The organism is Streptomyces sp. NPDC088812, assembly GCF_044750285.1.
Lineage (GTDB): Bacteria > Actinomycetota > Actinomycetes > Streptomycetales > Streptomycetaceae > Streptomyces.
Window position 1 is genome coordinate 304,813 of record NZ_JBIVJP010000008.1, and the last position, 26,328, is coordinate 331,140.

General features: G+C 71.3%; 23 protein-coding genes, 6 tRNA genes and 1 riboswitch. Of the genes, 18 read left to right on the top strand and 11 right to left on the bottom strand.

Annotated features, from left to right (window positions below; all coding sequences use genetic code 11):
* Positions 1-43: 43 nt before the first annotated feature.
* The 3 genes from ACIP67_RS17020 to hrpA form a co-directional block, all read right to left on the bottom strand.
* Positions 44-235, bottom strand: coding sequence for a DUF6274 family protein (locus ACIP67_RS17020; RefSeq protein WP_401692462.1), 192 nt, complete (start codon positions 233-235; stop codon positions 44-46).
* 367 nt (positions 236-602) lie between these two features.
* Positions 603-677: transfer RNA gene (locus tag ACIP67_RS17025), tRNA-Asp, on the bottom strand.
* A 94-nt stretch (positions 678-771) separates the two neighbouring features.
* Entirely contained in the window at positions 772-4,716 is a 3,945-nt protein-coding gene (gene hrpA, locus ACIP67_RS17030; RefSeq protein WP_401692464.1) for an ATP-dependent RNA helicase HrpA, read from the bottom strand.
* A 380-nt stretch (positions 4,717-5,096) separates the two neighbouring features.
* Here hrpA and ACIP67_RS17035 point away from each other — a divergent pair, with 380 nt between their 5' ends.
* Positions 5,097-5,810: a hypothetical protein gene (locus ACIP67_RS17035; protein ID WP_401692465.1), complete on the top strand. Its 714-nt coding sequence runs from the start codon at positions 5,097-5,099 to the stop codon at positions 5,808-5,810.
* Positions 5,811-5,929: 119 nt separating this feature from the next.
* On the opposite strand, the gene ACIP67_RS17040 is transcribed toward ACIP67_RS17035, so the two are convergent.
* The 4 genes from ACIP67_RS17040 to ACIP67_RS17055 form a co-directional block, all read right to left on the bottom strand.
* Positions 5,930-6,003: transfer RNA gene (locus ACIP67_RS17040), tRNA-Phe, on the bottom strand.
* A gap of 24 nt (positions 6,004-6,027) precedes the next feature.
* Positions 6,028-6,102, bottom strand: a tRNA-Asp gene (locus ACIP67_RS17045).
* Between the two features lie 38 nt (positions 6,103-6,140).
* Positions 6,141-6,213, bottom strand: a tRNA-Glu gene (locus tag ACIP67_RS17050).
* A gap of 80 nt (positions 6,214-6,293) precedes the next feature.
* On the bottom strand, positions 6,294-7,850 hold the full coding sequence (locus ACIP67_RS17055; RefSeq protein ID WP_401692467.1) for a metallophosphoesterase: 1,557 nt from the start codon (positions 7,848-7,850) through the stop codon (positions 6,294-6,296).
* An 84-nt stretch (positions 7,851-7,934) separates the two neighbouring features.
* Between ACIP67_RS17055 and ACIP67_RS17060 the strand changes: the two genes are divergently transcribed.
* The 8 genes from ACIP67_RS17060 to ACIP67_RS17095 all read left to right on the top strand — a co-directional run bounded on the left by ACIP67_RS17060 (position 7,935) and on the right by ACIP67_RS17095 (position 16,603).
* The gene (locus ACIP67_RS17060) at positions 7,935-8,285 is read left to right on the top strand and encodes a metallopeptidase family protein (protein ID WP_003999986.1); all 351 of its coding nucleotides are present in this window, start codon (positions 7,935-7,937) and stop codon (positions 8,283-8,285) included.
* Between the two features lie 85 nt (positions 8,286-8,370).
* Entirely contained in the window at positions 8,371-8,910 is a 540-nt protein-coding gene (locus tag ACIP67_RS17065; RefSeq protein ID WP_401692469.1) for a hypothetical protein, read from the top strand.
* Between the two features lie 260 nt (positions 8,911-9,170).
* Positions 9,171-11,429 carry a DEAD/DEAH box helicase gene (locus ACIP67_RS17070; protein WP_401692470.1) on the top strand — a complete coding sequence of 753 codons (2,259 nt, stop codon included), beginning with the start codon at positions 9,171-9,173 and terminating at the stop codon, positions 11,427-11,429.
* Positions 11,430-11,664: 235 nt separating this feature from the next.
* On the top strand, positions 11,665-13,227 hold the full coding sequence (locus ACIP67_RS17075; RefSeq protein ID WP_401692471.1) for an amino acid permease: 1,563 nt from the start codon (positions 11,665-11,667) through the stop codon (positions 13,225-13,227).
* Between the two features lie 90 nt (positions 13,228-13,317).
* A tRNA-Lys gene (locus ACIP67_RS17080) sits at positions 13,318-13,390 on the top strand.
* A gap of 381 nt (positions 13,391-13,771) precedes the next feature.
* Positions 13,772-14,788, top strand: a complete 1,017-nt coding sequence (locus ACIP67_RS17085) for an STAS domain-containing protein (RefSeq protein ID WP_401692472.1) — start codon at positions 13,772-13,774, stop codon at positions 14,786-14,788.
* Positions 14,789-14,891: 103 nt separating this feature from the next.
* On the top strand, positions 14,892-15,329 hold the full coding sequence (locus ACIP67_RS17090; protein WP_401692473.1) for a DUF5994 family protein: 438 nt from the start codon (positions 14,892-14,894) through the stop codon (positions 15,327-15,329).
* Positions 15,330-15,409: 80 nt separating this feature from the next.
* A complete protein-coding gene (locus ACIP67_RS17095) occupies positions 15,410-16,603 on the top strand; it encodes a PP2C family protein-serine/threonine phosphatase (protein WP_401692474.1) in 1,194 nt (397 codons plus the stop codon).
* Positions 16,604-16,640: 37 nt separating this feature from the next.
* Here the strand turns inward: ACIP67_RS17095 and ACIP67_RS17100 are convergent, their stop codons facing one another.
* Complete coding sequence (locus ACIP67_RS17100; protein ID WP_401692475.1) at positions 16,641-17,123, bottom strand: DUF5994 family protein; 483 nt, start codon at positions 17,121-17,123, stop codon at positions 16,641-16,643.
* A gap of 697 nt (positions 17,124-17,820) precedes the next feature.
* Positions 17,821-18,078 carry a winged helix-turn-helix domain-containing protein gene (locus ACIP67_RS17105; protein ID WP_401692476.1) on the bottom strand — a complete coding sequence of 86 codons (258 nt, stop codon included), beginning with the start codon at positions 18,076-18,078 and terminating at the stop codon, positions 17,821-17,823.
* Between the two features lie 182 nt (positions 18,079-18,260).
* On the opposite strand from ACIP67_RS17105, the gene ACIP67_RS17110 reads away from it, so the two are divergent.
* From ACIP67_RS17110 to ACIP67_RS17130, 5 genes are read left to right on the top strand one after another with little or no spacing between them, the layout of a single operon-like run.
* Positions 18,261-18,545, top strand: a complete 285-nt coding sequence (locus tag ACIP67_RS17110) for a hypothetical protein (RefSeq protein WP_401692478.1) — start codon at positions 18,261-18,263, stop codon at positions 18,543-18,545.
* Complete coding sequence (locus ACIP67_RS17115; protein ID WP_401692479.1) at positions 18,545-18,886, top strand: hypothetical protein; 342 nt, start codon at positions 18,545-18,547, stop codon at positions 18,884-18,886. Before ACIP67_RS17110 ends, ACIP67_RS17115 begins: the two co-directional genes overlap by 1 nt.
* 45 nt (positions 18,887-18,931) lie before the next feature.
* Positions 18,932-19,720, top strand: a complete 789-nt coding sequence (locus tag ACIP67_RS17120) for a DeoR/GlpR family DNA-binding transcription regulator (protein WP_401692480.1) — start codon at positions 18,932-18,934, stop codon at positions 19,718-19,720.
* Between the two features lie 55 nt (positions 19,721-19,775).
* Positions 19,776-20,135 carry a DUF4406 domain-containing protein gene (locus ACIP67_RS17125; protein WP_401692536.1) on the top strand — a complete coding sequence of 120 codons (360 nt, stop codon included), beginning with the start codon at positions 19,776-19,778 and terminating at the stop codon, positions 20,133-20,135.
* Positions 20,132-20,812: an NUDIX domain-containing protein gene (locus ACIP67_RS17130; protein WP_401692481.1), complete on the top strand. Its 681-nt coding sequence runs from the start codon at positions 20,132-20,134 to the stop codon at positions 20,810-20,812. Before ACIP67_RS17125 ends, ACIP67_RS17130 begins: the two co-directional genes overlap by 4 nt.
* Before the next feature lie 87 nt (positions 20,813-20,899).
* Here ACIP67_RS17130 and ribA read toward each other — a convergent pair whose 3' ends face one another.
* Both ribA and ACIP67_RS17140 read right to left on the bottom strand, forming a co-directional pair.
* Positions 20,900-21,535 (bottom strand): GTP cyclohydrolase II, encoded by a 636-nt coding sequence (gene ribA / locus ACIP67_RS17135; protein ID WP_401692482.1) that lies wholly within the window; start codon positions 21,533-21,535, stop codon positions 20,900-20,902.
* 167 nt (positions 21,536-21,702) lie between these two features.
* Positions 21,703-22,224, bottom strand: a complete 522-nt coding sequence (locus ACIP67_RS17140) for a MarR family winged helix-turn-helix transcriptional regulator (RefSeq protein ID WP_401692483.1) — start codon at positions 22,222-22,224, stop codon at positions 21,703-21,705.
* Between the two features lie 119 nt (positions 22,225-22,343).
* Between ACIP67_RS17140 and ACIP67_RS17145 the strand changes: the two genes are divergently transcribed.
* From ACIP67_RS17145 to ACIP67_RS17160, 4 genes are all read left to right on the top strand, one after another.
* Positions 22,344-23,480 (top strand): dihydrofolate reductase family protein, encoded by a 1,137-nt coding sequence (locus ACIP67_RS17145; RefSeq protein WP_401692485.1) that lies wholly within the window; start codon positions 22,344-22,346, stop codon positions 23,478-23,480.
* Positions 23,481-23,564: 84 nt separating this feature from the next.
* Positions 23,565-23,638: transfer RNA gene (locus tag ACIP67_RS17150), tRNA-Met, on the top strand.
* Positions 23,639-24,071: 433 nt separating this feature from the next.
* Positions 24,072-24,230: riboswitch (cyclic di-AMP (ydaO/yuaA leader) on the top strand.
* 7 nt (positions 24,231-24,237) lie between these two features.
* Entirely contained in the window at positions 24,238-25,263 is a 1,026-nt protein-coding gene (locus tag ACIP67_RS17155; protein ID WP_401692486.1) for a M23 family metallopeptidase, read from the top strand.
* Between the two features lie 117 nt (positions 25,264-25,380).
* Positions 25,381-26,325: an aldo/keto reductase gene (locus ACIP67_RS17160; protein WP_401692488.1), complete on the top strand. Its 945-nt coding sequence runs from the start codon at positions 25,381-25,383 to the stop codon at positions 26,323-26,325.
* Positions 26,326-26,328: the final 3 nt, after the last annotated feature.

Consider the following 26,328-nt stretch of genomic DNA (forward strand, 5'->3'; position numbering starts at 1 on the left):
GTCACCGCGCCGGACGCCGTTCCGTCTGCCGTTCCGCCCGCGGTCACGTCGACGGGGCGCCGTCCCCCTCGGCGGCCTCCTGGGGGGCTTGGGCGGCCCGTGGAGCGCCGTCCATCGCCAGCCGCAGCAGGCGGTGGCAGATCGGGCAGTGACGGGTCCGATGTCGGTAGGACGACGCGGCCGACAGATGCGCGCGGAGCAACGCTCGCGTCTCGTGCCTGGCCGATGCCGCCATACGCCACCTCCGAGAGGTCCACGCGGGGAACAGAGCCCTGAACTCTGGGGTACCGGGCGAATGTGACGCCGTCAAGGGAGCGCGGCGCGTGCACGGCGACGGCGAGCCCGTACGGAGTCCCTCGCACCGGCCGGAACGGCCCCGCGGTGCGTCCGCCGGAACGGCCCCGCGGTGCGTCCGCCGGAACGGCCCCGCGGTGCGTCCGCCGGAACGGCCCCGCGGTGCGTCCGCCCGGCGGGTACGGCCCTGCGTTCGCCGACCGGCCGTGGCCCCGGGACTGGACCCGGCTCCCGGTTCCAATTCCGAACCGGAGCCGGAGCCGGAACACACGAGAGCCCGGGTCCGAAGACCCGGGCTCTCGATACTGCGGTCCTGACGGGATTTGAACCCGCGGCCTCCACCTTGACAGGGTGGCGAGCACTCCAAACTGCTCCACAGGACCAGGTTTCGCGGCACTTGGTGTTGCGTTGTGCTGCGAGAAGGACTGTACAGGAGGGTGAGCCCCTTGGTCGAACTCACCCTCCGCACCGGGACCGTCACGGCACCGCCGCGTCGATCGCCTTCACGATCCGCTTGTCGGAGACCGGGTACGCCGTGCCCAGCGCGTGGGCGAAATAGCTGACCCGGAGCTCCTCGATCATCCAGCGGATGTCCAGGACGGCGGACGGGACCGGGCGGCCCTGGGGCAACTGCTCCAGCAGCCACGCGTACTCGTCCTGCATCTCGTGGACCTTCTCCATACGGGTGGTGTCCCGCTGGACGTTGGTCGGCATCTGCTGGAGGCGCCGGTCCGCGGCCACCAGGTACCGCATCAGGTCCGGCAGCCGGCGCAGCCCCGTCTGCGTCACGAAGCCCGGCCGTACGAGCGCGTCCAGCTGCTTGCGCACGTCCGTCAGGTTCGCCAGCAGCGTGGGGCTGTTCACGGCCTTCAGGCGACGCTCACAGGCCTGCCAGGCGGCCAGCACCTGCTGCACCTGGCCGACCGTGCGTACGGTCACGTCCACGATCTCGGCGCGCACCTTGTCGTAGAGCTTCCGGTACGACTCCTCGTCCCACGCCGGGCCGCCGAAGTCGCCGATCAGCCGGTCGGCCGCCGCCATCGCGCAGTCGTCGAACAGCGCCTGGACGGAGCCGTGCGGATTCGCCGAGAGGGCGAGCTTCTGAGCGTTGGTCAGCTTTTCGGACGCGAACTTCGCCGGGTTGACCGGGATGTTGCGCAGGATCAGCCGGCGCGTGCCCTTCCACATCGCCTCCGCCTGCTCCGCCTCCGTGTCGAAGAGGCGTACGGACACGGTGTCGCCGTCGTCGACCAGCGCCGGGTACGCCTTCACCGGCTGGCCGGCCCGGCGGGTCTCGAAGACGCGGGTGAGCGATCCGATCGTCCAGTCGGACAGGCCCGAACGCTCCAGGGACTCACCGCCCCGGCGCTCGGCGGTGGCCGCGGCGGCCTGGGAGAGGGCCTGGCGGGCCTTCGGCTTCAGCCGCAGCCGCAGGACCTCGAGGTCCTTGTCCTCGGCCAGTTTGCGGCGGCGCTCGTCGACGATCCGGAAGGTGATCTTCAGGTGGTCGGGGATCCTGGACCAGTCGAAGTCGTCCGCCTCGAAGGGGACGCCGACCATCCGCTTCAGCTCACGCGCCATCGCCGTGGTGAGCGGCTCCTGAAGAGGCACAGCCCGGTCCAGGAACCGCTTGGCGAAGTTCGGCGCCGGCACGTAGTTGCGGCGGACCGGCTTCGGCAGGGAGCGGATCAGCTCGGTGACGACCTCTTCCCGCAGACCGGGGATCTGCCAGTCGAAGCCCTCGTCCGTGACCTGGTTGAGCACCTGGAGCGGGATGTGGACGGTCACCCCGTCCGCGTCCGCGCCCGGCTCGAACTGGTACGTGACCCGGAACTTCAGCTGCCCCTGCTGCCATGTGTCGGGGTAGTCGGCCTTGGTGACCGCCTCCGCCGACTCCCGGATGAGCATCTCCCGCTCGAAGTCCAGGAAGTCGGGCTGTTCGTGCCGCTTGCGCTTCCACCAGGAGTCGAAGTGGGCGCCGGACACCACGTGCTCGGGCACCCGCTGGTCGTAGAAGTCGAACAGCGTCTCGTCATCGACCACGATGTCCCGGCGCCGGGCCCGGTTCTCCAGCTCCTCGACCTCGCTGAGCAGCTTGCGGTTGTCGGCGAAGAACTTGTGGTGGGTGCGCCAGTCGCCCTCCACCAGGGCGTTGCGCAGGAACAGCTCCCGGGAGACCTCGGGCTCGATCCGCCCGTAGTTCACCTTGCGCTGCGCGACGATCGGCACGCCGTACAGCGTGACCTTCTCGTACGCCATCACCGCCGCCTGGTCCTTCTCCCAGTGCGGCTCGCTGTAGGTCCGCTTCAGCAGGTGCCCGGCGAGCGGCTCGATCCACTCCGGTTCGATCTTCGCGTTGACGCGGGCCCACAGGCGGCTGGTCTCCACCAGCTCCGCCGACATCACGAACCGCGGCTGCTTCTTGAACAGCGCCGAGCCGGGGAAGATCGCGAACTTGGCGCTTCGGGCGCCGAGGTACTCGTTCTTGTTGCCGTCCTTCACGTCCTTCATCCCGATGTGGGACAGCAGGCCGGCGAGGAGGGAGACGTGGACGCTGTCGCCGGAGGCGTCCTGCTCGTTGAGGTGGATGCCCATCTGCTTGGCGACCGTGCGGAGCTGGGTGTAGATGTCCTGCCATTCGCGGATGCGCAGGAAGTTGAGGAACTCCTGGCGGCACATGCGGCGGAAGGACGACGAGCCGCGCTCCCGCTGCTGCTCGCGGACGTACCGCCACAGGTTGAGGTAGGCGAGGAAGTCGCTCGTCTCGTCCCGGAAGCGGGCGTGCTGCTGGTCGGCCTGGGTCTGCTTGTCGGCCGGGCGTTCCCGTGGGTCCTGGATGGAGAGCGCGGCGGCTATCACCATGACCTCGCGGGCACAGCCGTTCTTCTCGGCCTCCAGGACCATCCGGGCCAGTCGCGGGTCGACGGGCAGCTGGGCCAGCTTCCGGCCGGTCTGGGTGAGCCGCTTGCGCGGGTCCTTCTGCTCCGGGTCGAGCGCGCCCAGCTCCTGGAGCAGCTGCACGCCGTCCCGGATGTTGCGGTGGTCCGGCGGGTCGATGAACGGGAACTTGTCGATGTCGCCGAGGCCGGCCGCGGTCATCTGGAGGATGACGGAGGCCAGGTTGGTGCGCAGGATCTCCGCGTCCGTGAACTCCGGACGGGCGGTGAAGTCGTCCTCGGAGTACAGCCGGATGCAGATACCGTCGCTGGTCCGTCCGCAGCGGCCCTTGCGCTGGTTGGCGCTGGCCTGCGAGACCGGCTCGATGGGCAGCCGCTGCACCTTGGTGCGGTGGCTGTAGCGGCTGATCCGGGCGAAGCCGGGATCGATGACGTACTTGATGCCCGGCACGGTCAGGGAGGTCTCGGCGACGTTCGTGGCCAGAACGATCCTGCGTCCGGTGTGCGGCTGGAAGACGCGGTGCTGCTCGGCGTGCGACAGCCGGGCGTACAGCGGCAGCACTTCGGTGAACCGGTACTTCTTCTTCTCCAGCGCGTCCGCGGTGTCCCGGATCTCCCGCTCGCCGGAGAGGAAGACGAGGATGTCGCCCCGCCCCTCTCCCATCAGCTCCTCGACGGCTTCGGTGATCGCGGTGATCTGGTCCCGGTCGGTGTCCTCGGAGTCCTCCTCCAGGAGCGGCCGGTAGCGCACCTCCACGGGATACGTCCGGCCGCTGACCTCGATGATCGGCGCGTCCCCGAAGTGCCGGGAGAACCGTTCGGGGTCGATGGTCGCGGAGGTGATGACGACCTTCAGGTCGGGCCTGCGCGGCAGCAGCCGGGCGAGGTAGCCCAGCAGAAAGTCGATGTTGAGGGACCGTTCGTGGGCCTCGTCGATGATGATCGTGTCGTAGGCGCGCAGCTCGCGGTCGGTCTGGATCTCGGCGAGCAGGATGCCGTCCGTCATCAGCTTCACGAAGGTGGCGTCCGGGTTCACCTGGTCGGTGAAGCGCACCTTCCAGCCGACGGCCTCCCCGAGCGGCGTCCGCAGCTCGTCGGCCACCCGCTCGGCGACGGTCCGGGCGGCGATCCGGCGGGGCTGGGTGTGCCCGATCATCCCGCGCACGCCCCGCCCGAGCTCCAGGCAGATCTTCGGGATCTGGGTCGTCTTGCCGGACCCGGTCTCACCGGCGACGATGACGACCTGGTGATCGCGGATGGCGTCGGCGATCGCGTCCTTGCGCTGGCTGACGGGGAGCTGCTCCGGATAGGTCACGGCGGGCACACGGGCGCGCCGTGCTCCCATCCGCTCCTCGGCCTGGGCGACCTCCGCCTCGATCTCGGCGAGAACGGCGGCCCGGCCCTCCGGCTTGCGGATCTTGCGTGCGCCTTCGAGCCTGCGCCCGAGCCGGTGCGCGTCACGCAGGGACAACTCGGCCAGGCGGGGGGCGAGGGCGCCCAGGGCGGGGGCAGGGTGCGTAGACATACGCGATCCAGGATCTCATCCCGGAGAAAAACGTGGCGAACGCTTTTGCCTCCGGTCGGGGGGGCGGTTCGTGGGGTGGGGCGGGTGCGGGTGACTGCTCCGGGGCCGGCCTTCCCCGTGCCCCCCCGGCATCCGGCCTGCGGGGACGGAGAGACCCGGTACCGCCGGACGGGCCGCCGGTGCCAGGCCGGTGAACGGGAAAGACGGGGTCTGTTCCGATCGGAATCGATCTCATACCGCCCTGTCCCGTTCAGCTGGACGGTCATATCTATCCAATTGATCGACGGCTGGTGAATGTCAATCCGAAGGATGGTGCATGGTGCCGGGTGTTCGTATAATGCGTGATCGACTCGAATGGGTCGCATACGGGGGAGGGGCGGATGGCGTTACATCGAGAAATCGAGATCTCACAACAGGGCGACCCGGGATTCGTGCGATACCGGCTGGGTCCTTCGAGGCTCTATTTGAACGATGTCGAGCTGATTCACACAACACTGGTGAAGGCGGCCAAGGAGCGGGCCGACAGTCTGGACACCGAGGCGGCCGAGGTGCGGATCACGGCACGGGACGCGACTGCGGACGCACCCGGGGACCTGAGGGACGCCACCCTCAGTGAACTGCAGCGGGTCCGGATCTCGGTGGAGGCGCCCTTGATCTCGGTCGACCTCTGGTCGGAGAACGCCGATGTGTCCGCTCAGGCCTCCGATGCCGAAGGGAAAGCGGTGGCGGAGGGGATCAAGAAATTCGTCGACGCCAAACGCAGCCTCCGGGGAGGTTATCAGTGGCTCGACGGTACTCATGACGTCGTTCTCCTGATCAGTGGAATCGCCTTGGCGGCGTCTTCGTTTTTCGTCTTCGGTGATTGGCGGGCGGCCCTGGCGTCCTTCCTCGGCGCATGCTTCGTCACCTTCGGATTCAACAGCACCTTCGCGTATCGCACCGGAACGGTTCGCATCGTTCCGCGGAACGAGAGCGAAGTGCGGAAGCTGAGTTCGGAAACCCGTAAGCAGTTGTGGATCGCTCTGGCGGGTGCGGCCGCCGGAGCCCTGATCGTCGGGACGGCAGGGCTCTGGGCCGGCTTCGCGGTCAAGTGATCTTCCGGTCGACGCGGACTGCGTCTTCGCGCCGTGCGCGGCACGGGCAGGCGCGGTCCGCACACACGAAAGACCCCCGCCGGTTTCCCGACGGGGGTCTTTCCGCTGTTCAGCGGTTGTGGCTGGGGCCGGGGTCGAACCGGCGACCTTCCGCTTTTCAGGCGGACGCTCGTACCAACTGAGCTACCCAGCCACGAGGTTCCCAAGGGAACCTCAGCGGTCCTGACGGGATTTGAACCCGCGGCCTCCACCTTGACAGGGTGGCGAGCACTCCAAACTGCTCCACAGGACCAAGCTGTTGTGTACGACAGTGTCGCACACGGTGTTGCGTGCCCCCAACGGGATTCGAACCCGTGCTACCGCCTTGAAAGGGCGGCGTCCTAGGCCGCTAGACGATGAGGGCTATCGGCCCGCCTGGGCGCTTCTCAGCGCGTCGGGGACGTGAGAAGCATATGGGATGGCGGGAGGTATCGCCAAAACGGTTTACGGAGCGGTGCCGGAGGGCGCGGGGGAGGAGGTGGCGGTGGACGTGGGGGAAGGGGTGGCTCCCGGCTGGTTCTCCTTGGGGAGGTGGCGGCTGACCTCGGCCGTCGTCAGGCCCAGGCCGCCCAGCTTGATCGCGTCCCAGGCCTGGAGGCGGCGGGTGTCGCGGTCGAAGTAGAGGATCGACGCCTCGATGGGGTCGGGGTACGTCCCCTCGACGGCGCGCAGGCCGCTGCCGCCCGTGGAGCCCTCGGTGCGCAGCCGGGTGCCCTTCTTCAGGACCTCCATGTCCGCGTGGTGGAGGTGGCCGGCCAGGGCGAGGGGGACCTCGCCGTCGGTGCGGCGGGCGGCGGAGGGTTCGTGGGCGACGGCCACGTCGACGGGGGTGCCCGCGGCCCGCTGGGCGCGCAGCGCGTCCGCGAGGCGGTCGCCGGCCGCTTCCTGGACGTCCTCGCCGCCCGGGGCGGTGGAGCGGTCGGGGGTGAACCGGGGGTCGCCGATGCCGGCGAAGCGCAGGCCCGCGAGGGTGACCGCGCGGCCGTCGTCGAGGACGTGGACGTTCTTCATTCCGTCGAGGTAGCGCTGGGTCAGGGCCGAGTCGTGGTTGCCGCGCACCCAGACGTACGGCGCGCCGAGGTCGGCGATGGGGTCGAGGAAGCCGTTCTCGGCCGCGGTGCCGTGGTCCATGGTGTCGCCGGAGTCGACGATGACGTCGACCTTGTACTGCTCCACGAGCGAGGCGATGATCTTCCAGCTCGCCGGGTTGAGGTGGATGTCCGACACGTGCAGGACGCGGACCGTGGTGGGGTCGGGCTGGTAGACGGGCAGGGTGGAGGTCACGTCGTAGAGCTTGGTCACGTTGGTGACGAGGCGGGCGAGTTCGCGCTGGTAGACGTCGAACTCGGTGACGATGCTGCGGGCGCTGCCGACGAGGGACGGGGCGGAGGAGAGCAGGCCCGAGAAGCGGGGCTCGAGGACGGACTTGGGGTTCCAGGTGGCGTACGCGGTGGCGCCGGAGGCGGCGAGCAGGGCGAGGGCCAGGCCGCCGGCGGCGAGGGCGCGGCGCGGGCGGCGGTAGACGGCGAGACCGAGGGCGGTCGCGCCGGTGACGACGGCGACGCAGGAGCGGGCGGCGAGGTCGAGGGTGCCGTGGCCGACGTCGCGGGCGATCTCGTCCTGGAGTCCGGAGAGGCGTTCGGGGTGGTCCACGAGGGCCTGGGCGCGGGCGGGGTCGAGCTGGTCGACGTTGACGTCCAGGCGGACGGGGGCGGTGTGGCTGTCGAGGTGGAGGGCGCCCAGGGGGGAGACGTTGATCTTGGTGCCGCCGGTGAGGGAGGGGCGCAGGGTCATCGTCGTGTTCATGGGGCCGACGGGTGCGCGGACGTCGCCGACGACCAGCAGGCCGAGCCAGGCGCCCAGGAGGACGACGACGGTGAGTCCGAGGGCGCGGGCCCAGGGCCGGGGGCGTCCGGCGAGTTCGGGGGTCGTGCGGGGGGAGCGGCGGCGGTGCGGGCGGTGCACGGCGTGCGGGGCGGTGGGGAGGCGGGCGCGGGCCATTGATCCCGTATGCCCAAGTGTGCGCCCGGATATGCGGGCCGTTCGTGTGGCTCGTAGGGCGGTGTCGTGCCGGAGAATGAGCCTGTGCTGGAGATGACGCGCGAGGAGTTCGAGGAACTGGTCGCCGAGGCGCTGGACCGGATTCCGCCGGAGCTGACGCGGCTGATGGACAACGTCGCCGTGTTCGTGGAGGACGAGCCGCCGGCGGACGATCCCGAGTTGCTCGGTCTCTACGAGGGGACTCCGCTGACGGATCGCGGCGAGTGGTACGCGGGTGTGCTGCCCGACCGGATCACGATCTACCGGGGTCCCACGCTCAGGATGTGCGAGACGCGCGAGGAGGTCGTCGAGGAGACGGAGGTGACCGTCGTGCACGAGATCGCGCACCACTTCGGGATCGACGACGCCCGGCTGCACGCGCTGGGGTACGGCTGAGCCCTCGCCGTGCGGGACGCGTGTCCTCCTGCGGGCGGCGGGAGTTGGGCAGGTCGACTCCTGTTTCTGCTTCCGGAGGTGGCCCGTGCGCCCCTTGTACGTACCCGTTCGACTGGCCGCCACGGTCATGGCCGTCGCCGCGGCCGCCGGTTGCATGAGCGTGGGGGACGAGGAGGGGACCCGGACCGAGCCGTCGCGTTCGGCGGGGCACCGGGGCGACGAGGCGGCGAGCGGCGGGCCCGCCGGGCCGGTCGGCGGCCACGGGTTCGGCGCGGCGGGCGGTGACGGCCGGCGCGAGCACGGCAGCGGCGGCGGGAAGGGCGGGCCGGACGGATCGGCGGCTCCCTCGGCCTCCCCCGCGTCGCCCGGCGCGAGCGCCGCGGCCTCCCCGGGGGCGCGGCCGGGCCGGAGCGAGAAGCCGGGGGCTCCGGAGCCGTCGAAGGAGCAGCCCACGCCCTCGCGGTCGGCCGATCCGGAGCCGCCGTCGTCGCCCGAGCCGCCACCGCCACCGCCGTCGCCGGCGCCCGAGCCGACGGTCGCGGAACCGTCGTCGTCGGCCCACGAGGAGCCGTTGCCGCAGCTGGTGGAACGGGAGCCGGCACCGGAGGCTGGGGCGCCGGTGTAACCGGCGCGGCCGGCTCCGGCTCCGGCTCCGGGCGTTCGGTGCCGTGTGTGACCTACGTCTACGGGGTTCGGTTTGCCTTCGGGGGTGGTGGGTGCGTATGGTGGTAGATCGTTTGATCCCATTTGCCCGGCGCCACCGCAGAGCGCGCCGTGTGGCGCGTACTCTCCCTTGCCGTGGCTGACCGCATTGAGGCGGTCGTATTGCGAATCACGGAGTTGACGGGCGCGTGCCGACGAGACTCCGGAAGGTTTCGCATACGCATGTCCATTTCCCGTACTGATCACGTCGTCGTGCCCGAGAACGACGAGGCCGCGGAGGCCGTCGAGACCGCCCAGGCCGTCTCGACCGTCGAGGCCGCCGAGGTCGTCTCGATCGCCGAGGCCGTCGAGGCCGACGCCGACGAGGCGCCCCAGGTGACCTTCGCGGACCTGGGTCTGCCCGAGGGCGTCGTGCGCAAGCTCGCGCAGAACGGCGTGACCAGCCCCTTCCCGATCCAGGCGGCGACCATCCCGGACGCCCTGGCCGGCAAGGACATCCTCGGCCGTGGCCGCACCGGCTCCGGCAAGACCCTCTCCTTCGGTCTGCCGACCCTGGCCACGCTGGCCGGCGGCCGCACCGAGAAGCACAAGCCGCGCGCGGTCATCCTGACCCCGACGCGCGAACTGGCGATGCAGGTCGCCGACGCGCTCCAGCCGTACGGTGACGTCCTCGGCCTGCGGATGAAGGTCGTCTGCGGCGGTACGTCGATGGGCAACCAGATCTACGCCCTGGAGCGCGGCGTCGACATCCTGGTCGCCACCCCCGGCCGTCTGCGCGACATCATCAACCGCGGCGCCTGCTCCCTGGAGGACGTGCGGATCACTGTTCTCGACGAGGCCGACCAGATGTCCGACCTGGGCTTCCTGCCCGAGGTGACGGAGCTGCTGGACCAGGTTCCGGCGGGCGGCCAGCGGATGCTGTTCTCCGCGACGATGGAGAACGAGATCAAGACCCTCGTCGACCGGTACCTGAAGGACCCGGTCAGCCACGAGGTCGACGCCGCCCAGGGCGCCGTCACGACGATGTCGCACCACATCCTCATCGTGAAGCCGAAGGACAAGGCGCCGGTCACGGCCGCGATCGCCTCCCGCAAGGGCCGCACGATCATCTTCGTCCGCACCCAGCTGGGCGCCGACCGGGTCGCCGAGCAGCTGCGCGAATCGGGCGTGAAGGCGGACGCGCTGCACGGCGGCATGACCCAGGGCGCGCGCACCCGCACCCTGGCCGACTTCAAGGACGGTTACGTCAACGTCCTGGTCGCGACGGACGTCGCCGCGCGCGGCATCCACGTCGACGGCATCGACCTGGTCCTGAACGTGGACCCGGCCGGTGACCACAAGGACTACCTGCACCGCGCCGGCCGTACGGCGCGCGCCGGGCGCACGGGCACGGTCGTCTCGCTGTCCCTGCCGCACCAGCGCCGCCAGATCTTCCGCCTGATGGAGGACGCCGGCGTCGACGCCGGGCGTCACATCATCCAGGGCGGTGCGGCCTTCGATCCGGAGGTCGCCGAGATCACCGGCGCCCGGTCGATGACCGAGGTCCAGGCCGAGTCGGCGGGCAACGCCGCGCAGCAGGCCGAGCGCGAGGTCGCCCAGCTCACCAAGCAGCTGGAGCGTGCGCAGCGCCGTGCGGCCGAGCTGCGGGAGGACGCCGACCGGCTGGTGGCCCGGGTCGCCCGTGAGCGGGGCGAGGACCCCGAGGCCGCGGTGGCCGAGGCGCAGGCGGCTGCCGTGGAGGCCGTCGAGGCGTCGCCGGTGGCCGAGGTCTCCGTGCCGGAGCAGCCGGCCGCGCGGGACATCGACCGGAGCGACCGGAGCGACCGGGGTGACCGTGAGGAGCGGGCGTCGGCTTCGTCGTCGTACGAGCGGCGGGAGCGGCGGCCCTTCGAGCGGGACCGCGAGCGTTCCTTCGAGCGCCGGGACGACCGGGGCGGGTTCCGCCGGGACGACCGCGGTGACCGCGGTGACCGCGGTGGCTTCAACCGTGACCGCGACCGTGACCGTGACCGCGACCGTGGTTTCGGCCGGGACCGTGACGACCGGGGCGGCCGTTCGTTCGAGCGCCGTGACGACCGTCGTCCGTTCGACCGGGACCGGGACCGTGAGCGCGGCTTCAACCGCGACGACCGCGGTGGCCGTTCGTTCGAGCGCCGTGACGACCGCGGCGGCCGTGGCTTCGAGCGCCGTGACGACCGTCGTCCGTTCGACCGGGACCGGGACCGTGAGCGCGGCTTCAACCGCGACGACCGCGGCGGCCGTTCGTTCGAGCGCCGTGACGACCGGGGCGGCTTCCGCGGCCGTGACGAGCGCGCCGGTCACCGGGGCAGCGACCGTCCGTTCAACCGTGACCGCCGCGATGACCGCCCCGGCTTCCGTGCCGCCGGCCACGACCGTCCCAACGGCCGTCGTGACGACCACCGCGGCGGCGGTTCCTTCGGGCGCCGCGAGGACAAGCCGCGCTGGAAGCGCAACGGCTGACCCGCAGCGGTTGACCACAGCGGTTGACCACAGCGGTTGACCACAGTGGTTGACCGCAACGGCTGACCACAACGGCTGACCGCAGCGGTTGCCCGCGTCGGCCCGTGTGAGTGAACGCCGTGGCCCCCCACCGACTCCTCGGTGGGGGGCCACGGCGTTCTCCGTGCGGGGCCGGGCCGGTTTCCGGTCACGTTGTGACGTGTGTCACGCCTCCGGCGAGGGAATTGCTGGGGGCATGACAGATGACGCCAGAGCGGGAGGGCCGTCCGACGAGGAACGGCTGGCCCAGCTCGGTTACACGCAGGTCCTCGCCCGCCGCATGTCGGCGTTCTCCAACTACGCGGTCTCGTTCACGATCATCTCCGTCCTGTCCGGCTGCCTGACGCTGTACCTGTTCGGCATGAACACCGGCGGCCCGGCGGTGATCACCTGGGGCTGGATCGCCGTCGGCCTGATGACCCTCTTCGTCGGGATGTCGATGGCCGAGATCTGCTCGGCGTACCCGACCTCGGCCGGCCTGTACTTCTGGGCCCACCGCCTGGCTCCGGCGCGGACGGCCGCGGCCTGGGCCTGGTTCACGGGCTGGTTCAACGTGCTCGGCCAGGTGGCCGTGACGGCCGGCATCGACTTCGGGGCCGCCTCCTTCCTCGGCGCCTACCTGAACCTCCAGTTCGGCTTCGAGGTGACGCCCGGCCGGACGATCCTGCTCTTCGCGGGCATCCTGCTGCTGCACGGCCTGCTCAACACCTTCGGCGTGCGCATCGTCGCCCTGCTGAACAGCGTGAGTGTGTGGTGGCACGTGATCGGCGTGGCGGTCATCGTCGGCGCGCTCGCCGTCGTCCCCGACCGGCACCGGCCGGCGTCCTTCGTCTTCGGCGAGTTCGTCAACCACACCGGCTGGGGCAGCGGGGCGTACGTCGTCCTGCTCGGCCTCCTCATGGCCCAGTACACCTTCACCGGCTACGACGCCTCCGCCCACATGACGGAGGAGACCCGCGACGCGTCCACGGCCGGCCCGAAGGGCATCGTCCGGTCCATCTGGACGTCGTGGATCGCCGGCTTCGTCCTCCTCCTCGGCTTCACCTTCGCGATCCAGTCGTACGAGGGCGCCCTCACCTCCCCGACCGGCGCACCGCCCGCCCAGATCCTCCTCGACGCGCTCGGCGCGACGGCGGGCAAACTGCTGCTGCTCGTCGTGATCGGCGCCCAGCTCTTCTGCGGCATGGCCTCCGTGACGGCCAACAGCCGCATGATCTACGCCTTCTCCCGCGACGGCGCCCTGCCCTTCTCCCGGGTCTGGCGCACCGTCGACCCCGTCTCCCGCACGCCCGTCGCGGCGGTCTGGCTGGCGGCCGGCGGCGCCCTGCTCCTCGGCCTGCCGTACCTGATCAACGTCACGGCGTACGCGGCGGTCACCTCGATCGCCGTGATCGGCCTCTACATCGCCTACGTCATCCCCACGCTGCTGCGGCTGCGCAAGGGCGACGCCTTCGACCGGGGGCCCTGGCACCTCGGCCGGTGGTCCCGGGCCGTGGGGGTGGTGTCGGTGACCTGGGTGGCCGTCATCACCGTCCTGTTCATGCTGCCCCAGGTCTCCCCGGTCACCTGGGAGACCTTCAACTACGCCCCCGTAGCCGTCCTGGTCGTCCTGGGCTTCGCCGCCGCCTGGTGGATCGTCTCCGCCCGGCACTGGTTCCTGCGGCCCGCCCCCGCCGGCCCGGCCGCCGACCCGACCGCCGGGGAGGTCTCCGGCGAGGTCGCCGGAGCGCGGCCGGTGGCCGAAACGACGGATCCGTGACCTTATCTCCGCTTCCGGCAGGGCCGTGTCCCCGATACCCGATCGGAGACACGGCCTCCTCCGGCTATGCTCGGGGTGGCAACATCGCCTGGGCCCTTAGCTCAATTGGCAGAGCAGTGGACTTTTAATCCATTGGTTGTGGGTTCGAGTCCCACAGGGCCTACGGCTGGCAGGCGGGGTTCATCCCCTCTGACCTGCCACGCGGCGCTCGGGTCGGCTTCGGCTGGCTCGGGCGCTGTCTCGTTTTCGGGCGCGTGCGTGAGCGATGCGTGAGCGGAAGTGCCCGTGGTCTGCGGAACGTGCTTGGGTCCGGGCTCGGTGGTTACCCCGTAGGTATGGGGTCAGGCAGAGCGCCCCACGGGCGGGTCGTCTGCTGCGGATGCGTCCTTGGACCGGTCGGCAGGCGGTGTGCTCGGTCACTAGACGAATTCCGGGCCGCCCGAGCGGACGGGTCGGAGACGGGTCGGAGCATCATGTCCGCCGCGATGACAGCAACTTGGCAGCCCCTGCCAGTCGTAGCGCTTTCCTACCGCGGGGTGGCGTGATGGTCGGGCAGCGGCTGGACATCCACCGGCGTGATCGGGGAGAGCGGGCCCTCGTCACGCTCGTCGGCGCGATAGGTCCGGCGACGGCTCCCCTGTTGCGCGCCGCGCTGGAGCAGTGCCTGCGCGACGGCATGACCGCCATCGACGTCGATCTCGCCACCGTCGGATCCTGTGACGCCAAGGGCTTGGACGTCTTCCTGACGGCATCGGAGCGCGCCGACCGGGTGCACCCCTGCTTGCGACTGCGCCATCCGTGCGCGCAGATCGCCCGGCTCCTCGCCGTCACCGACTCCGCCTCTCTGCTCAACGACCCGCCGGGCGCGTCTCCGTCGGCCGACGAGCAGCAGGGGGCCGGTGACCGCACCGGTCGACCAGTCGTCAAGGACGGTGTCCGGCTGCGCCGCCTCACCCGCGAGCAGGCGGAGGGGATGAGTGAGGACATCGCCGACCTGGTTGTGGAGCCCGCTGCGGGCTTGTCCGCGCATGCGGACCGACAGCGGGACGCGTTCTTGGACCGGCTTGCCGTCAGCTCCCGACGGCCCGGCTTCGCGCTGCTGGTCGCCGAGACGACGGTGCTGGTGGGGTGCGCCTTCGGATTTCCGGTGGGCCCAGGTGCCCGCTCCGAGCGCGGGTTGCAGGAGAGCGTCCAACGGCTCACCGGCTGTGCCTGGTTCATGCTCCTCACCCAGGTCGTGGCACATCACCACGCCCAGTACAGAGACATCGGCCGCAGTCTGCAACAGCGTCTGCTGGCCGACCGGCACGCCGCCCTCGGAGTCGTCCTGCTCCATCCGGCAGACCAGGCCGGGCAGGCCGCCTTCGAGTCCTGGGGCTGGCGGAACTGCGGGGAGATGGTAGGGCTGCCCGGTCGGGGCGCGCCCTGCCTACTGGTGTTGTGCCGGGAGAGCAGGCCGGTACCGGCGCCTCGGCTACGCCCGCCCAGGCCGAGCGTACCCTGGGTCGTACCGAGAGCATGTCGGGCGCACGCTCCGGGCGGCGCCGTTCCCGGCGAGTGACGAACGAGGGCAGCGGCTTGGCTACCCGGGACGGGATCGCACGATGGAATCCGTCACACCGCCCGCCGGAGGTACACCCCAGGATGACGCGCACACGTACACGATGCCCCTGTCGCGGCTGAGCCTCACACCGGAGGCCAGCCATGGTCCACTGGACGGAGCGTGGTGGCCGCGTTGTGACGCCCTGGCCCTGGAGCTGCCGGCGCTCGTGGGCTCGCTGGACCCCGGCCACGGTACGGTCACCCGCGTCACGGTGGGCGCTGCAGCCTGGCCTGACGCGCCGCAGACGGTGCCGGCGCCCGACCATGTGATCGAGGTCGTCCTGAGCGACGACGCCGAGGAGGCGCATGCCATCACCCTGGACTGCGGCACCGTCGGACGCTGGGAACTGCTGGTCGTCCCGCCCGACGAGCCGGTCGGAACAGCCGGTCGGCTGATGACCGCCGCCGCCGATCCCTGGAACACGCTGTCGGCTGAGCGCGTCCTCGCCCGGGACGAGGGCGGTGTCGGCGCGGAGAGCGCCGGAGAACGGAACGGCTGATGATGGAGTGATGGAACGGGCAGCTTCCTTCGCCGGCCATATCCGCCGCCCGGGTTCGAGTGGATCCGTCGGGTGAGGGAATGACGGCCGAGCCGCGCACGGACCGCTCCGAGAGCTTCGGGGAAGCCCTGCTGGGGGCGGTCCTCGATCGCGCGCACGAGCTGCCACCCCACCTCATCGGCCCGCTGGTCGCCGAGGTGGTGGAGCGGCTGGGGGGCCGCTGCCCGCAGATCCTGTTGCAGGACTACAGCCAACTGCTGCTCGTACCCCTACCTGGCGAGGGCCTCGCGGACGGAGAGCCGCTGGTGATCGACGACTCCGCCGCGGGCCACTGCTTTCTCGACGCGGTGTCCGTGGAGCTGCCCTGGGAAGACGGGCTACGGATCCACGTGCCGCTGCTGGACGGCGGCGACCAGGTCGGTGTCCTGGCCGTGACGCTGAACCGCGCCGATGACGACGTGCGTCGCATCCTGCGCCGGCTCTCTGGTCTGGTGGCCGACCTGCTGGTGACCAAGCACGGATACTCCGACCTGTTCTTCCGTACCCGCCGCGGTGAACCGATGAGCGTGGCCGCCGAGATCCAGTGGTCTCTGCTGCCACCCCTGGCCATGATCATGCCGCGCGTCGCCCTGGCCGGAGTCCTGGAGCCCGCGTACGACGTGGCGGGGGACAGCTTCGACTACGCGCTCAACGGCGACGTCCTCCACCTGGCCATGATCGACGCGATGGGACACGGCCTCGACGCGGCCACCATGGCCACCGTGGCCATCGGCGCCTACCGCCACGCCCGCCGCCTCGGCACCGGCCTGACGGAGATCTACGCCTTCATGGACGACGCCGTGGCGAAACAGTTCGGCACCGAGCACTTCGTCACCGCTCAGATGATGCGGCTGGACACGGCTACGGGCCACCTGCAGTGGGTCAACGCCGGCCACCCCGCGCCGATACTCGTCCGCGACCACCGTGTCACGGGCCGGCTCGTCGCGCCGACGACGCTGCCGGTGGGCCTGGGTGGTGCGGAACCGGAGATCAGTGCGCTGGGCCTGGAGCGGGGAGACCGCATCCTGTGCTTCACCGACGGGCTGATCGAGGAGCACGCGGCGGGCGAGGAGCAGTTCGGGGAGGAGCAGTTGATCGACTGGGTGAATGGGCTGGAGGGGGCTGGCCGTGGGGTCCGGGCGGTGGCGCGCTCCCTGTCGCACACACTCATGCGGGCGCGGGGCGGACAGACCACGGACGACGCAACGTTGCTCCTGGTGGAGTGGCGCGGCTGACCGGACCGCTGGGTCTCCCCCGGTATGCGGTGACTCATCAGCCCGCCGTCGTCTGCCCGCCTCCTGTGTCGATGAGGATCTGCTCCGCAGAGCTGACGTTGCCGGCCAGGACGGCCTGGGTCATCGCCGCGCGGGCGGCCTCAGGTGTCGCATCCGGTGGGACGACCAGCAGCGAGAAGTGGTCTCTGTCGCCCCGGGTGATCAAGATGGTGTCATCACCCACCGGGAAGGAGTCCACATGTACCACGCGGTCGTCGACGGCGATCCGTGTGGGGAGCCCCTCCCAGGCCGTGGTGTCCAGCCCGACCCGGCTCAGGGGGCCGAGGTGCTCCGTGAGCGCATCCAGCAGTGCCGGCAACTCCGCACCGATGTCATGGGATCTCGGCCACCACGCCCCGTCGAGAACCCCTTCGCGTGATGTCGTCGTCGCCAGCCGAAGCAGCGCGCACCCCGGTCGTACGGTCTGATGGATGCCACTCGGCAGATGCCGGGGATCAGGGGATGTGTCGGAGTCGGTCATGAGGACCACCCGTTCGGGATCCGGCGCGAACACGGGATGCGCCTCGCTTCTGACCACGCTACTTCCTGGCGGAGCCAGTAGTACCCCGAGTCCGACTCCAGGCCGGACTTCGGGTGCCTCCGCCCCGGGGGTGGCGGAGGAGGCCCAGCGCCAGGGGGCGCCCCAGGCCGGGAGGCCGTGGCCGAGGGCGGCCCCGACCCGGACACAATCCACGCCGTGCAGCGCGACGTCCTCCGCCCCGCCCGCGCCGACAGGACCCTCACCGGCGAGCTCGCCGTGCAGAGCGTGCAGCCTGCCATCCGCCGCTTCACCGGCACCAAGCGCGTGGTCCGCTGCAGCCGTGGTGGGTGCGGCGGCCGCATACGGGCCGCGGGTCGCGATCGCCAAGGCAGCCGAGATCATGAGCATTTTGAAGCAGTAGTGCTGCGCTCGCGTTGGTAGAAACACGCTGTTCAGCAGGCTCTTTTGCGTGAGCGATGCGTGAGCGGATGGTGCGGCACGAGCCGTCACGAGCCGCACCGCGCATCACGGTCCACATGCTCTGACCAGGCCGTTCCGGACGCCGAATCAGCGTCCGGAACCACCCGGCAAGCCTTGGCCAGGACTTTTAGTCCATTGGTTGTGGGTTCGAGTCCCACAGGGCCTACCGGAACGCCCCCGGCTCAGGAGTACTTCGAGCCGGGGGCGCTGCCGTTTCTCAGGCTTGCGGATCGCTGTCCGCGGGCTGGTCAGGCATCCCGATGACGTACGTCCCCTTCGCGGGCAGTGTCGCGACGAGCCCACGCTTCCGGAGTTCGACGACGGCGCGGCGCACGGTGCCGATGCTCACGCCGTACAGATCCGTCATGGCCCGCTCGCCCGGCAGGGCGGCCCCCTGCGGCAACTTGCCGGACGCGATGTCTGACGCGATCGCGTCGGCGAGTTTCACGTACTCGTAGCGCGGAAGCTCACTCATCCCTCCACCGTGCCGCAGCCCGACGCACAGCGCAGGGGCGGAACGCGTCCCGACGCGGTGGGACGCAGTATGACGTAGTGGGGTGCAGGGGGACGCGGTTGTCGGTATGGTCGGAAGGCAAAGCCCCGGCGAGGTGGCCAGACCTCCCGGGGCACGGCCAACGCTGAAGAAGGAGCGTCGACATGCACGACCTTATCCGCCGCGCCCTCGAAGGGCTGCGTCTTCTCTTCGCCCCGGGCACGGGCGAGCGGCGTCGGGCCCGGGGTCGGTCCGCCCCTCGGCCCCACCTCCCCGCCGTAGCGGCCTCCGCACCCCAGACCCCGTCCCTCCCCCGCCACCGCTCCCCCTACGGGCTCGTCACCCGCCTCGACGGCGCCGACTCCGCTCTCATGCGGCCCTTCCTCGCCGCCGATCTCGGGATCGGCCTCGACCGGCATGTGATCGGCGTGCGGGAGGTGGCCGCCTGATGGAGCACATGACCGACCCCGCGACGGCCTCCACCACACCTCGCCTGCTGCCTTGGCAGTCCCCCGACGGCAAGCCCTGCTACCTGGTCGCAGGCGGCGGTGGCGGATACGTGTCCCGCCTCGCCGACGAGATGGAGGCCACGCAGCTCGCCATGGGCGCCGATGTGCTCGGCCTCGCCCGCAGGGTGCTGGGCGACCCGCTCTCGCCGTACACCGAGGTGCGGTACGCAGGTCTCCGTTTGGCCGAGTGCCTGGTCGATGCCCTGCGGGTCGCAAAGTCGCGGGGGATGCGCCTCCCGGTGCCGGGCGGCGGTGACGGCCAGCCGGGAGGGTCGAGCTGAACAGCGAGATGTTTATTCGCACATCCGCATGGTAGAAATGCCTGCATGGGTGTAGCCAACCGTCTCGACCTGACCCTCCGCCTCGTCCAGGGCGCCGAAGGGCGCGTCTCCGTCGCCGAGCTCGCGCAGCGGCTCGGGGTGTCCGAGATGACCGTGCGCCGGGATCTCGACGCGCTGGAGAAGCAGGGCCTCGTGCGCAGGGTGCACGGCGGGGCCGTTGCCGACCGGGCGCGGGAGGAGGGGGGCGGGTTCGAGGCGCGGGCCGGGTGGCAGACCGCCACCAAGGACCGGCTCGGGGCGGCCGTCGCCGACCTGGTGGAGCCGGGGGCGCGGGTGCTGCTCGACGCCGGGACCACCACCGTGCACGTCGCCGAACACCTCGCCGCGCGCGGGCCGTTGACGGTCGCCGTGCTCAGTGTGCAGGCGGCGGTGCGGCTCGCCGACCGGCCGGGGATCGAGTTGCTGGTCGTCGGCGGGCGGTCACGGCCGGGGGAGCGGTCCTTCGTGGGGCCGTTGGCGCTGCGCACGCTGGAGTCGCTGGCGTTCGACGTGTTCGTGATGTCCATCGGCGGGGTGCACGCCGCACACGGCTGGTCCGAGTTCTCCCTGGACGACGCGGCCGTGAAGCAGGCGGGGCTCGGCCAGGCCGGCCGCACGGTCGCCGTGGCCGACGCGACCAAGCTGGGCGTCCGCGCGTTCAGCCAGGTCGCCCCGCTCGACGCCGTGCACACCTTCGTCACCGACGCCGCCGCGGCCGACCCCGCCACCCATCCCGGCGGCCCGCAGACCCTGGACGCCCTGCGGGAGGCGGGCGTCGAGACGCTGCTCGTGTGAGCCCTCAAGCCCCCAAAAACCCTCAGCCTCCGAAGGAGGTCCCGTGACCCCCCTGATGATCCTCGTCGCCGGCCCGTACCGCTCGGGCACCGGCGACGACCCCGCCAAGCTCGCCGCGAACGTACGGGCCATGAACGAGGCCGCCCTCACCCTCTACCGCGCCGGGCACCTGCCCGTCACCGGTGAGGCGCTCGCGCTGCCCCTCCTGGAGACGGCCGGCAGCACCGGCCCCGACGACCCGCTCTTCGCGGAGCTGTTCCACCCCGTCGCCGAACGCCTCCTCGACCGCTGCGACGCCGTCCTGCGCATCGGCGGGCCCTCCGAGGGCGCCGACCGGATGGTGGCCCGGGCCCGTGCGCAGGGCAAGGACGTCTACACCGAGATCGCCGGCATCCCGTTCGGCGGCGGACGATGACCGGGGACATCCGCGAGGGCCGCCCGGGCATCGACATCCCCGACCCCCGCGGCCGGACCGGACTCGACCGCCACGGCCGCGACCTGACGGGCAACCCCCGCGTCCGCGTCCTCGACGTCGAGGTCCTCGCCTGCGACTGGTCGGTGCTGCGCCGCACCACCTTCGACTACCGGCACGGCGACGGCCACTGGAGCCGCGAGCGGCGCGAGACCTACGACCGGGGCGACGGCGCGACGATCCTGCTCTACGACCCCGCACGCCGTACGGTCCTGCTGACCCGTCAGTTCCGGCTGCCCGCCTACGTCAACGGGCACCCCGACGGCATGCTGCTGGAGACCGCGGCCGGGCTGCTGGACGGCGACGAGCCGCGGGAGGCGATCCGTCGGGAGGCGCAGGAGGAGACCGGGCGGACCGTCCACGAGGTCGAGCATGTCTTCGACGCCTACATGAGCCCCGGCTCCGTCACCGAACGCCTGAGTTTCTTCGCCGCGCCCTACGACGGGTCGACGCCCGGCGCGGACACCGCCGGGGTGGCCGAGGAGGGCGAGGACATCACCGTCGTGGAACTGCCCTTCGGTGAGGCGCTCGACCTGATCCGCACCGGCGCCGTCGCCGACGCCAAGACGATCATGCTGCTCCAGTGGGCCGCGCTCGACGGGCCCTTCGCCCGCCGGTGAGAACCAGCGCGCGGCGGGCGCGTGGCGGCCGAGGGCGGGCGCGCGGCCGCCGAGGGTGGGCGCGGGTCAGCCGAAGGCGGGCCGGTGTCAGCCGACGCCGCGTCCCGTGAGGTCCGCCAGCGGCAGCGTGTGCTGCGTCTGGAGCACCTTCGCGCGGAGGTAGCGGACGTTGTGCGGGGTGGTGAAGACGCCCGTCGGCACACGGTCGTGCACGTCGATGCCCAGCGCGCGCAGCTGGCCCGCCTTGTCCGGGTTGTTGGACAGCAGGTCGAGGGCCGTGATGTCCAGGGCCCGCAGCATCTGGGCGGCGGCCGTGTAGTCCCGGGCGTCCTCCGGCAGGCCCAGCGCGGCGTTCGCCTCGTAGGTGTCCAGGCCCTGGTCCTGGAGGGCGTAGGCGTCGAGCTTGTTGTACAGGCCGATGCCGCGGCCCTCCTGGCGGAGGTAGAGCAGGACGCCTCCCCGCTCGGCTATGCGTTCGACCGCCTCGCGCAGCTGGGGGCCGCAGTCGCAGCGGGCCGAGCCGAGGACGTCGCCGGTCAGGCACTCGGAGTGCAGCCGGACGAGCGGGCGGGGGCCGGGCTCGCCGAGGACGACGGCCAGGTGTTCCCGGCCGTCCGTCAGACCGTGGAACGTGACCAGATCGGCGTCGACCGCGAAACCGTCGTGGAAGCGCAGCGGTACCCGGACGCGGGCACGCGGGGTGGCGGCGGGGGTGTCGGGCATGCGGGTTCTCCGGGTCAGGGGGCGGGGTCGGGGTTGCGGGCGGTGCGCGGGGCGGCGTGCGGTTCCCCGCCATGCCCGCCGTGCATCTGCTTCAGGTTTGAAGCAGTTGGGTGATCGGGACCCTACCGCATGCTTGAAAGTTGAAGCAATGGGATCCGGGGGGCGGCTCAGCGGCCGTCGGTACAGGGCGACGAGCGCCGCCGCCACGGCAGATCCTCGGGCGTGGCCTCGCCGCCGCCCTCCTGGAGCCCCTTCGCCACCTGCGTGAAGATCTCCTCCAGCTGCCCCACCTGCTCCGGTGAGAGCCGGTCGAAGAGGGAGGCACGCACCGTGTAGACGTGGCCCGGCGCCGTCCGCTCCAGCACCGCCATGCCCTCCTGTGTGAGGGCCGCGACGCTCCCGCGCTTGTCCCCGGGGCACTCCTCGCGCCGTACCAGACCGTCCTTCTCCAGCCGCGCCACCGCGTACGTCAGCCTGCTCCGCGTGATCTTCAGCTTCTCCGCCAGACAGGTCATGCGCAGCCGCCGCTGCGGCGCCTCGGAGAGGTGGGCGAGGATCGAGTAGTACAGGTGGGGCATGCCGGCCTCCTGCTGGAGCTGCCGGTCGATCGCGTCCTCCAGGAGGAGGTATCCGGCGACGTACGCGCGCCATGCGCGCTGCTCCTCGGGAGTGAGCCAGCGGGTCGTCATGCTCCCAGTGTAGGTTTGTTTCAAACTTGAACCAAGAGTTCCCAAGAGTCGCGGGCCCCCTGCCGCCGAGCCCCCGCCGCGCCAGGACCCCGTCGACCGTCCCCGGAGAGGCCGCGCCGATGCCGTACCCGTACGTCCTGCTGTCCGCAGCCGTCTCCCTCGACGGCTACCTCGACGACACCGGCCCCGACCGCCTGCTGCTCTCCGGCCCCGCCGACTTCGACCGGGTCGACGAGGTGCGGGCCTCCGTGGACGCCATTCTGATCGGCGCCGGCACCCTCCGCGCCGACAACCCCCGCCTCCTGGTCAACGCGCCCGAGCGCCGGGCCGCGCGCCGGGCGGCCGGCCGGCCCGAGTACCCCCTCAAAGTCCTGGTCAGCGGCTCGGGCGAACTGGACCCGGCGGCGCGGTTCTGGCACACCGGCGGCGAGAAGGCCGTGTACACCACCGACCCGGGCGCCGAGCGCGCCCGCTCGCTCGGCCTCGCCGCCGACGTCGTACCCCTCGGACCCCGCCTCGACTGGCGCCGGCTCCTGGAACACCTCCACGACGTCCGGGGCGTGCGACGGCTCATGGTGGAGGGCGGCGGCACCATCCACAGCCAGCTCCTGCGGGAAGGCCTCGCCGACGAACTCCAGCTCGTCCTGGCGCCCCTCTTCGTGGGCGACCCGGACGCGCCCCGGCTCTTCGGGCCCGGCGGCTACCAGGGCGGACGGCTGCGGCTCGTCGAGACACGGCGCCTCGACGACGTCGTCCTGATGCGCTACGAGCCCACCGCGCCCGGCGCCGGCCCGCTCCCCACCGCCGCCGACCGGCACTGGCTGGCCCTCGCCTGCGAGCTGGCCGCCGCCTGCCCGCCGTCGCGGACCGCGTTCAGCGTGGGCGCGGTGGTGGTGGCCGCGGACGGGACGGAGCTGGCCCGCGGCCACTCCCGCGAGGCCGGCGACCCCGTCGTCCACGCGGAGGAGGCCGCCCTCGCGAAGATCGACCCCGCCGACCCCCGTCTGGCCACGGCCACCGTCTACAGCAGCCTCGAACCCTGCGCCCACCGTTCCTCCCGCCCGACCCCCTGCGCCCGCCTCGTCCTCGCCGCGGGCGTCCGCAGGGTGGTGACGGCCTGGCGCGAACCGGACACCTTCGTGACCGACGCCGACGGCACCGGCCTGCTGACGGCCGCGGGCGCCGACGTCGCCGTCCTGCCCGAGTACGAGGAACGGGCCAAGGCGCCCAACCTGCATCTGCTGCACGGCAGTTGAGGCGGGCCGGGCCCCGTGGGGGCCACCCCCCGGGAAGCCGTGTGCTTCGGGTCCCGCGGATGGCGTACACTGGTGTCATAACGACGCGGGGTGGAGCAGCTCGGTAGCTCGCTGGGCTCATAACCCAGAGGTCGCAGGTTCAAATCCTGTCCCCGCTACTGAAGGCCGAGGGCCGGAATCCTGATCACAGGGTTCCGGCCCTCGGTGTGTTGTGCCATCGCGGCGTCGGCGCCCGCCCTCCCGAGGCCTCCAGAGCCCGCCCTCCCGAGGCCTCCAGCGCCCGCCCTCCCCAGGCCTCCAGTATCCGCCACCGAGGTCTCCGGTGCCGGCCCCGAGATCTTCGGCGGCCTACCTTACGGAACGTGAGCGGGTGAGCGCCCTGCGCATAACAACTGAGTCACCATCAAAAAAGGCCTGACGGGCGCGGCGTGTTCGACACCGGGTCAACTCGCCCTGATTTCATCGATCCTGAGGTAAAAGTCCAGGCCATCAATGTTGTTGATCAAGGGGAACGGCTTGGAAACCCAGCCCCGGGTCTATTAACGTTCGATAACGCAGCGCGGTCGTCCCAGCCGTCACAAGAGGCGGCTCCGTGCGCACGCGCCGAATCCCGTAAGGGAACCGGGGAACCACCACCTTGGGGTGAATCACGCGGAGCCGCCGTGAGGTAACGGCCGGTATACGCGCGTAGGAGACCTTCCCGCTCCGAACCCGTCAGCTAACCCGGTAGGCGACGGAAGGAAAGGAGTACGCCCGCGTGGCGTCCAACCGGCCTGCCTCAGAAGCCCCGAGCGCACCCAGCCAGACCTTCGGCTACGGCGGCTACCGCACCGACGAGGGCCCCTGGGAGGAGTGGAACCCCACCGCGGAGTCCGTTCGCCCCGTACGCGGCCGGCACCGCGTCGCCAAGCAGCGCGGCGGACTCGCCCGCAGCTCCACCGTTCTCGGCGTCGGTGTCATAGCCGCCGTCGGCGCGGGCGGTATGGCCAGCGCCAACACGGGCAAGCCCCCGGTTTCCCTCTCCATGCCGGACCTCCCCTCCGTGGGTTCCCTGATCTCGGACGACGACACCCCCGAGGAGTCCACGTCGTCCGCCCTCAGCAGCTTCGGCACCACGGCCGCCGACGACGACAGCGGCGACAGCGCCGCCGACGCCGGCGAGGCGCTGCGCAGCCGGATCATGGCGCAGGCCGAGTCGCAGCAGACCCAGCTCGAGAGCAAGGCGCAGGCCGCCGCCGAGGCCGCCGCCGCCAAGGCCGAGGCCGACGCGACCGCCAAGGCGGAGAAGGAGGCGGAGGCCAAGGCCGCCGCCGCGAAGAAGAAGGCCGCCGAGGATGCCGCGAAGAAGGCCGAGGCCGAGCGCCTCGCCGAGCTCGCCAAGCAGTACACGCTGCCGACCTCCTCGTACACCATCACCTCGACGTTCGGTCAGGCCGGCGCCTACTGGTCCTCCGGGTACCACACGGGCCTCGACTTCGCCGCCCCCACCGGCACCCTGATCAAGGCCATCCACAGCGGCACCATCACCTCGGCGGGCTGGGACGGCTCCTACGGGTACAAGACCGTGCTCACCCTCGACGACGGCACCGAACTCTGGTTCGCCCACCAGTCGTCCATCAGCGTCAGCGTCGGCCAGAAGGTCTCCACCGGTGACGTGATCGGCCGCGTCGGCGCCACCGGCAACGTCACCGGCGCCCACCTCCACCTGGAGGTCCACCCGGGCGGCAGCGCCTCGGGCGTCGACCCCGCGGCCTGGCTCCGGGACAAGGGGCTCAACCCCTGAGGCCGTCCCGTACGCCTTGAGTCTTCCGGGGGCCGGTGAGGTGGTTCCCCGGATGTTTGCGAGAACTTGGCCGGAGGCGTGAAATACGCGCCTCCGGCCGAGGCGTTGGCACGGAGCATGACGTCCCTGCGCAAGCTCGGCTCCTCCGACCTCGAGGTCTTCCCGCTCGCCCTCGGAGGCAACGTCTTCGGCTGGACCGCCGGCGAGGCGGCCTCCTTCGCCGTCCTGGACGCCTACACGGCCGCCGGCGGCAACTTCGTCGACACCGCCGACTCCTACTCGGCATGGATCGAGGGCAACAGCGGCGGTGAGTCCGAGACCCTGATAGGCAAGTGGCTCAAGGCCCGCGGCAACCGGGACGACGTCGTCGTCGCGACGAAGGTGAGCCAGCACCCCGACTACCAGGGCCTGTCCGCCGCGACGATCAAGGCCGCAGCCGACGCCTCGCCGCGCCGCCTGGGCACCGACCGCATCGACCTCTACTACACCCACTTCGACAAGCCCGAGGTGCCCGTAGAGGAGATCATCGGTGCCCTCGACGAACTGGTGAAGGCGGGCAAGGTGCGGCACATCGCCGCCTCGAACATCTCGCCCGAGCGGCTGCGGGCCTCCCTGGCGTTCTCCGACCGCGAGGGCCTCGCCCGGTACGTCGCCCTCCAGCCGCACTACAACCTCGTCTCGCGCGACACCTACGAGGGCGAGCTCCAGGACGTCGTCGCCGCGGCCGGGCTCGCCGCCGTGCCGTACTTCGCGCTCGCGGCCGGCTTCCTCACCGGCAAGTACCGGCCCGGGACGACCGTGGACAGTGCCCGGGCCGGGAGGGCCGCCCAGCACCTGGGGACCGAGCGCGGCCAGAAGGTGCTCGTCGCCCTGGACGAGATCGCGCGCGCCCACGACAGCGAGGTCGCCACCGTGGCACTGGCCTGGCTCGCGGCCCGGCCGACGGTCGCGGCGCCCATCGCCTCGGCGCGGACCGTGGAGCAGCTGCCCGCGCTGCTGGGGGTGGCCGGGCTGGAGCTGACCGAGGGCGACATCGCGCGGCTGACAGAGGCCTCGGCCTGAGGG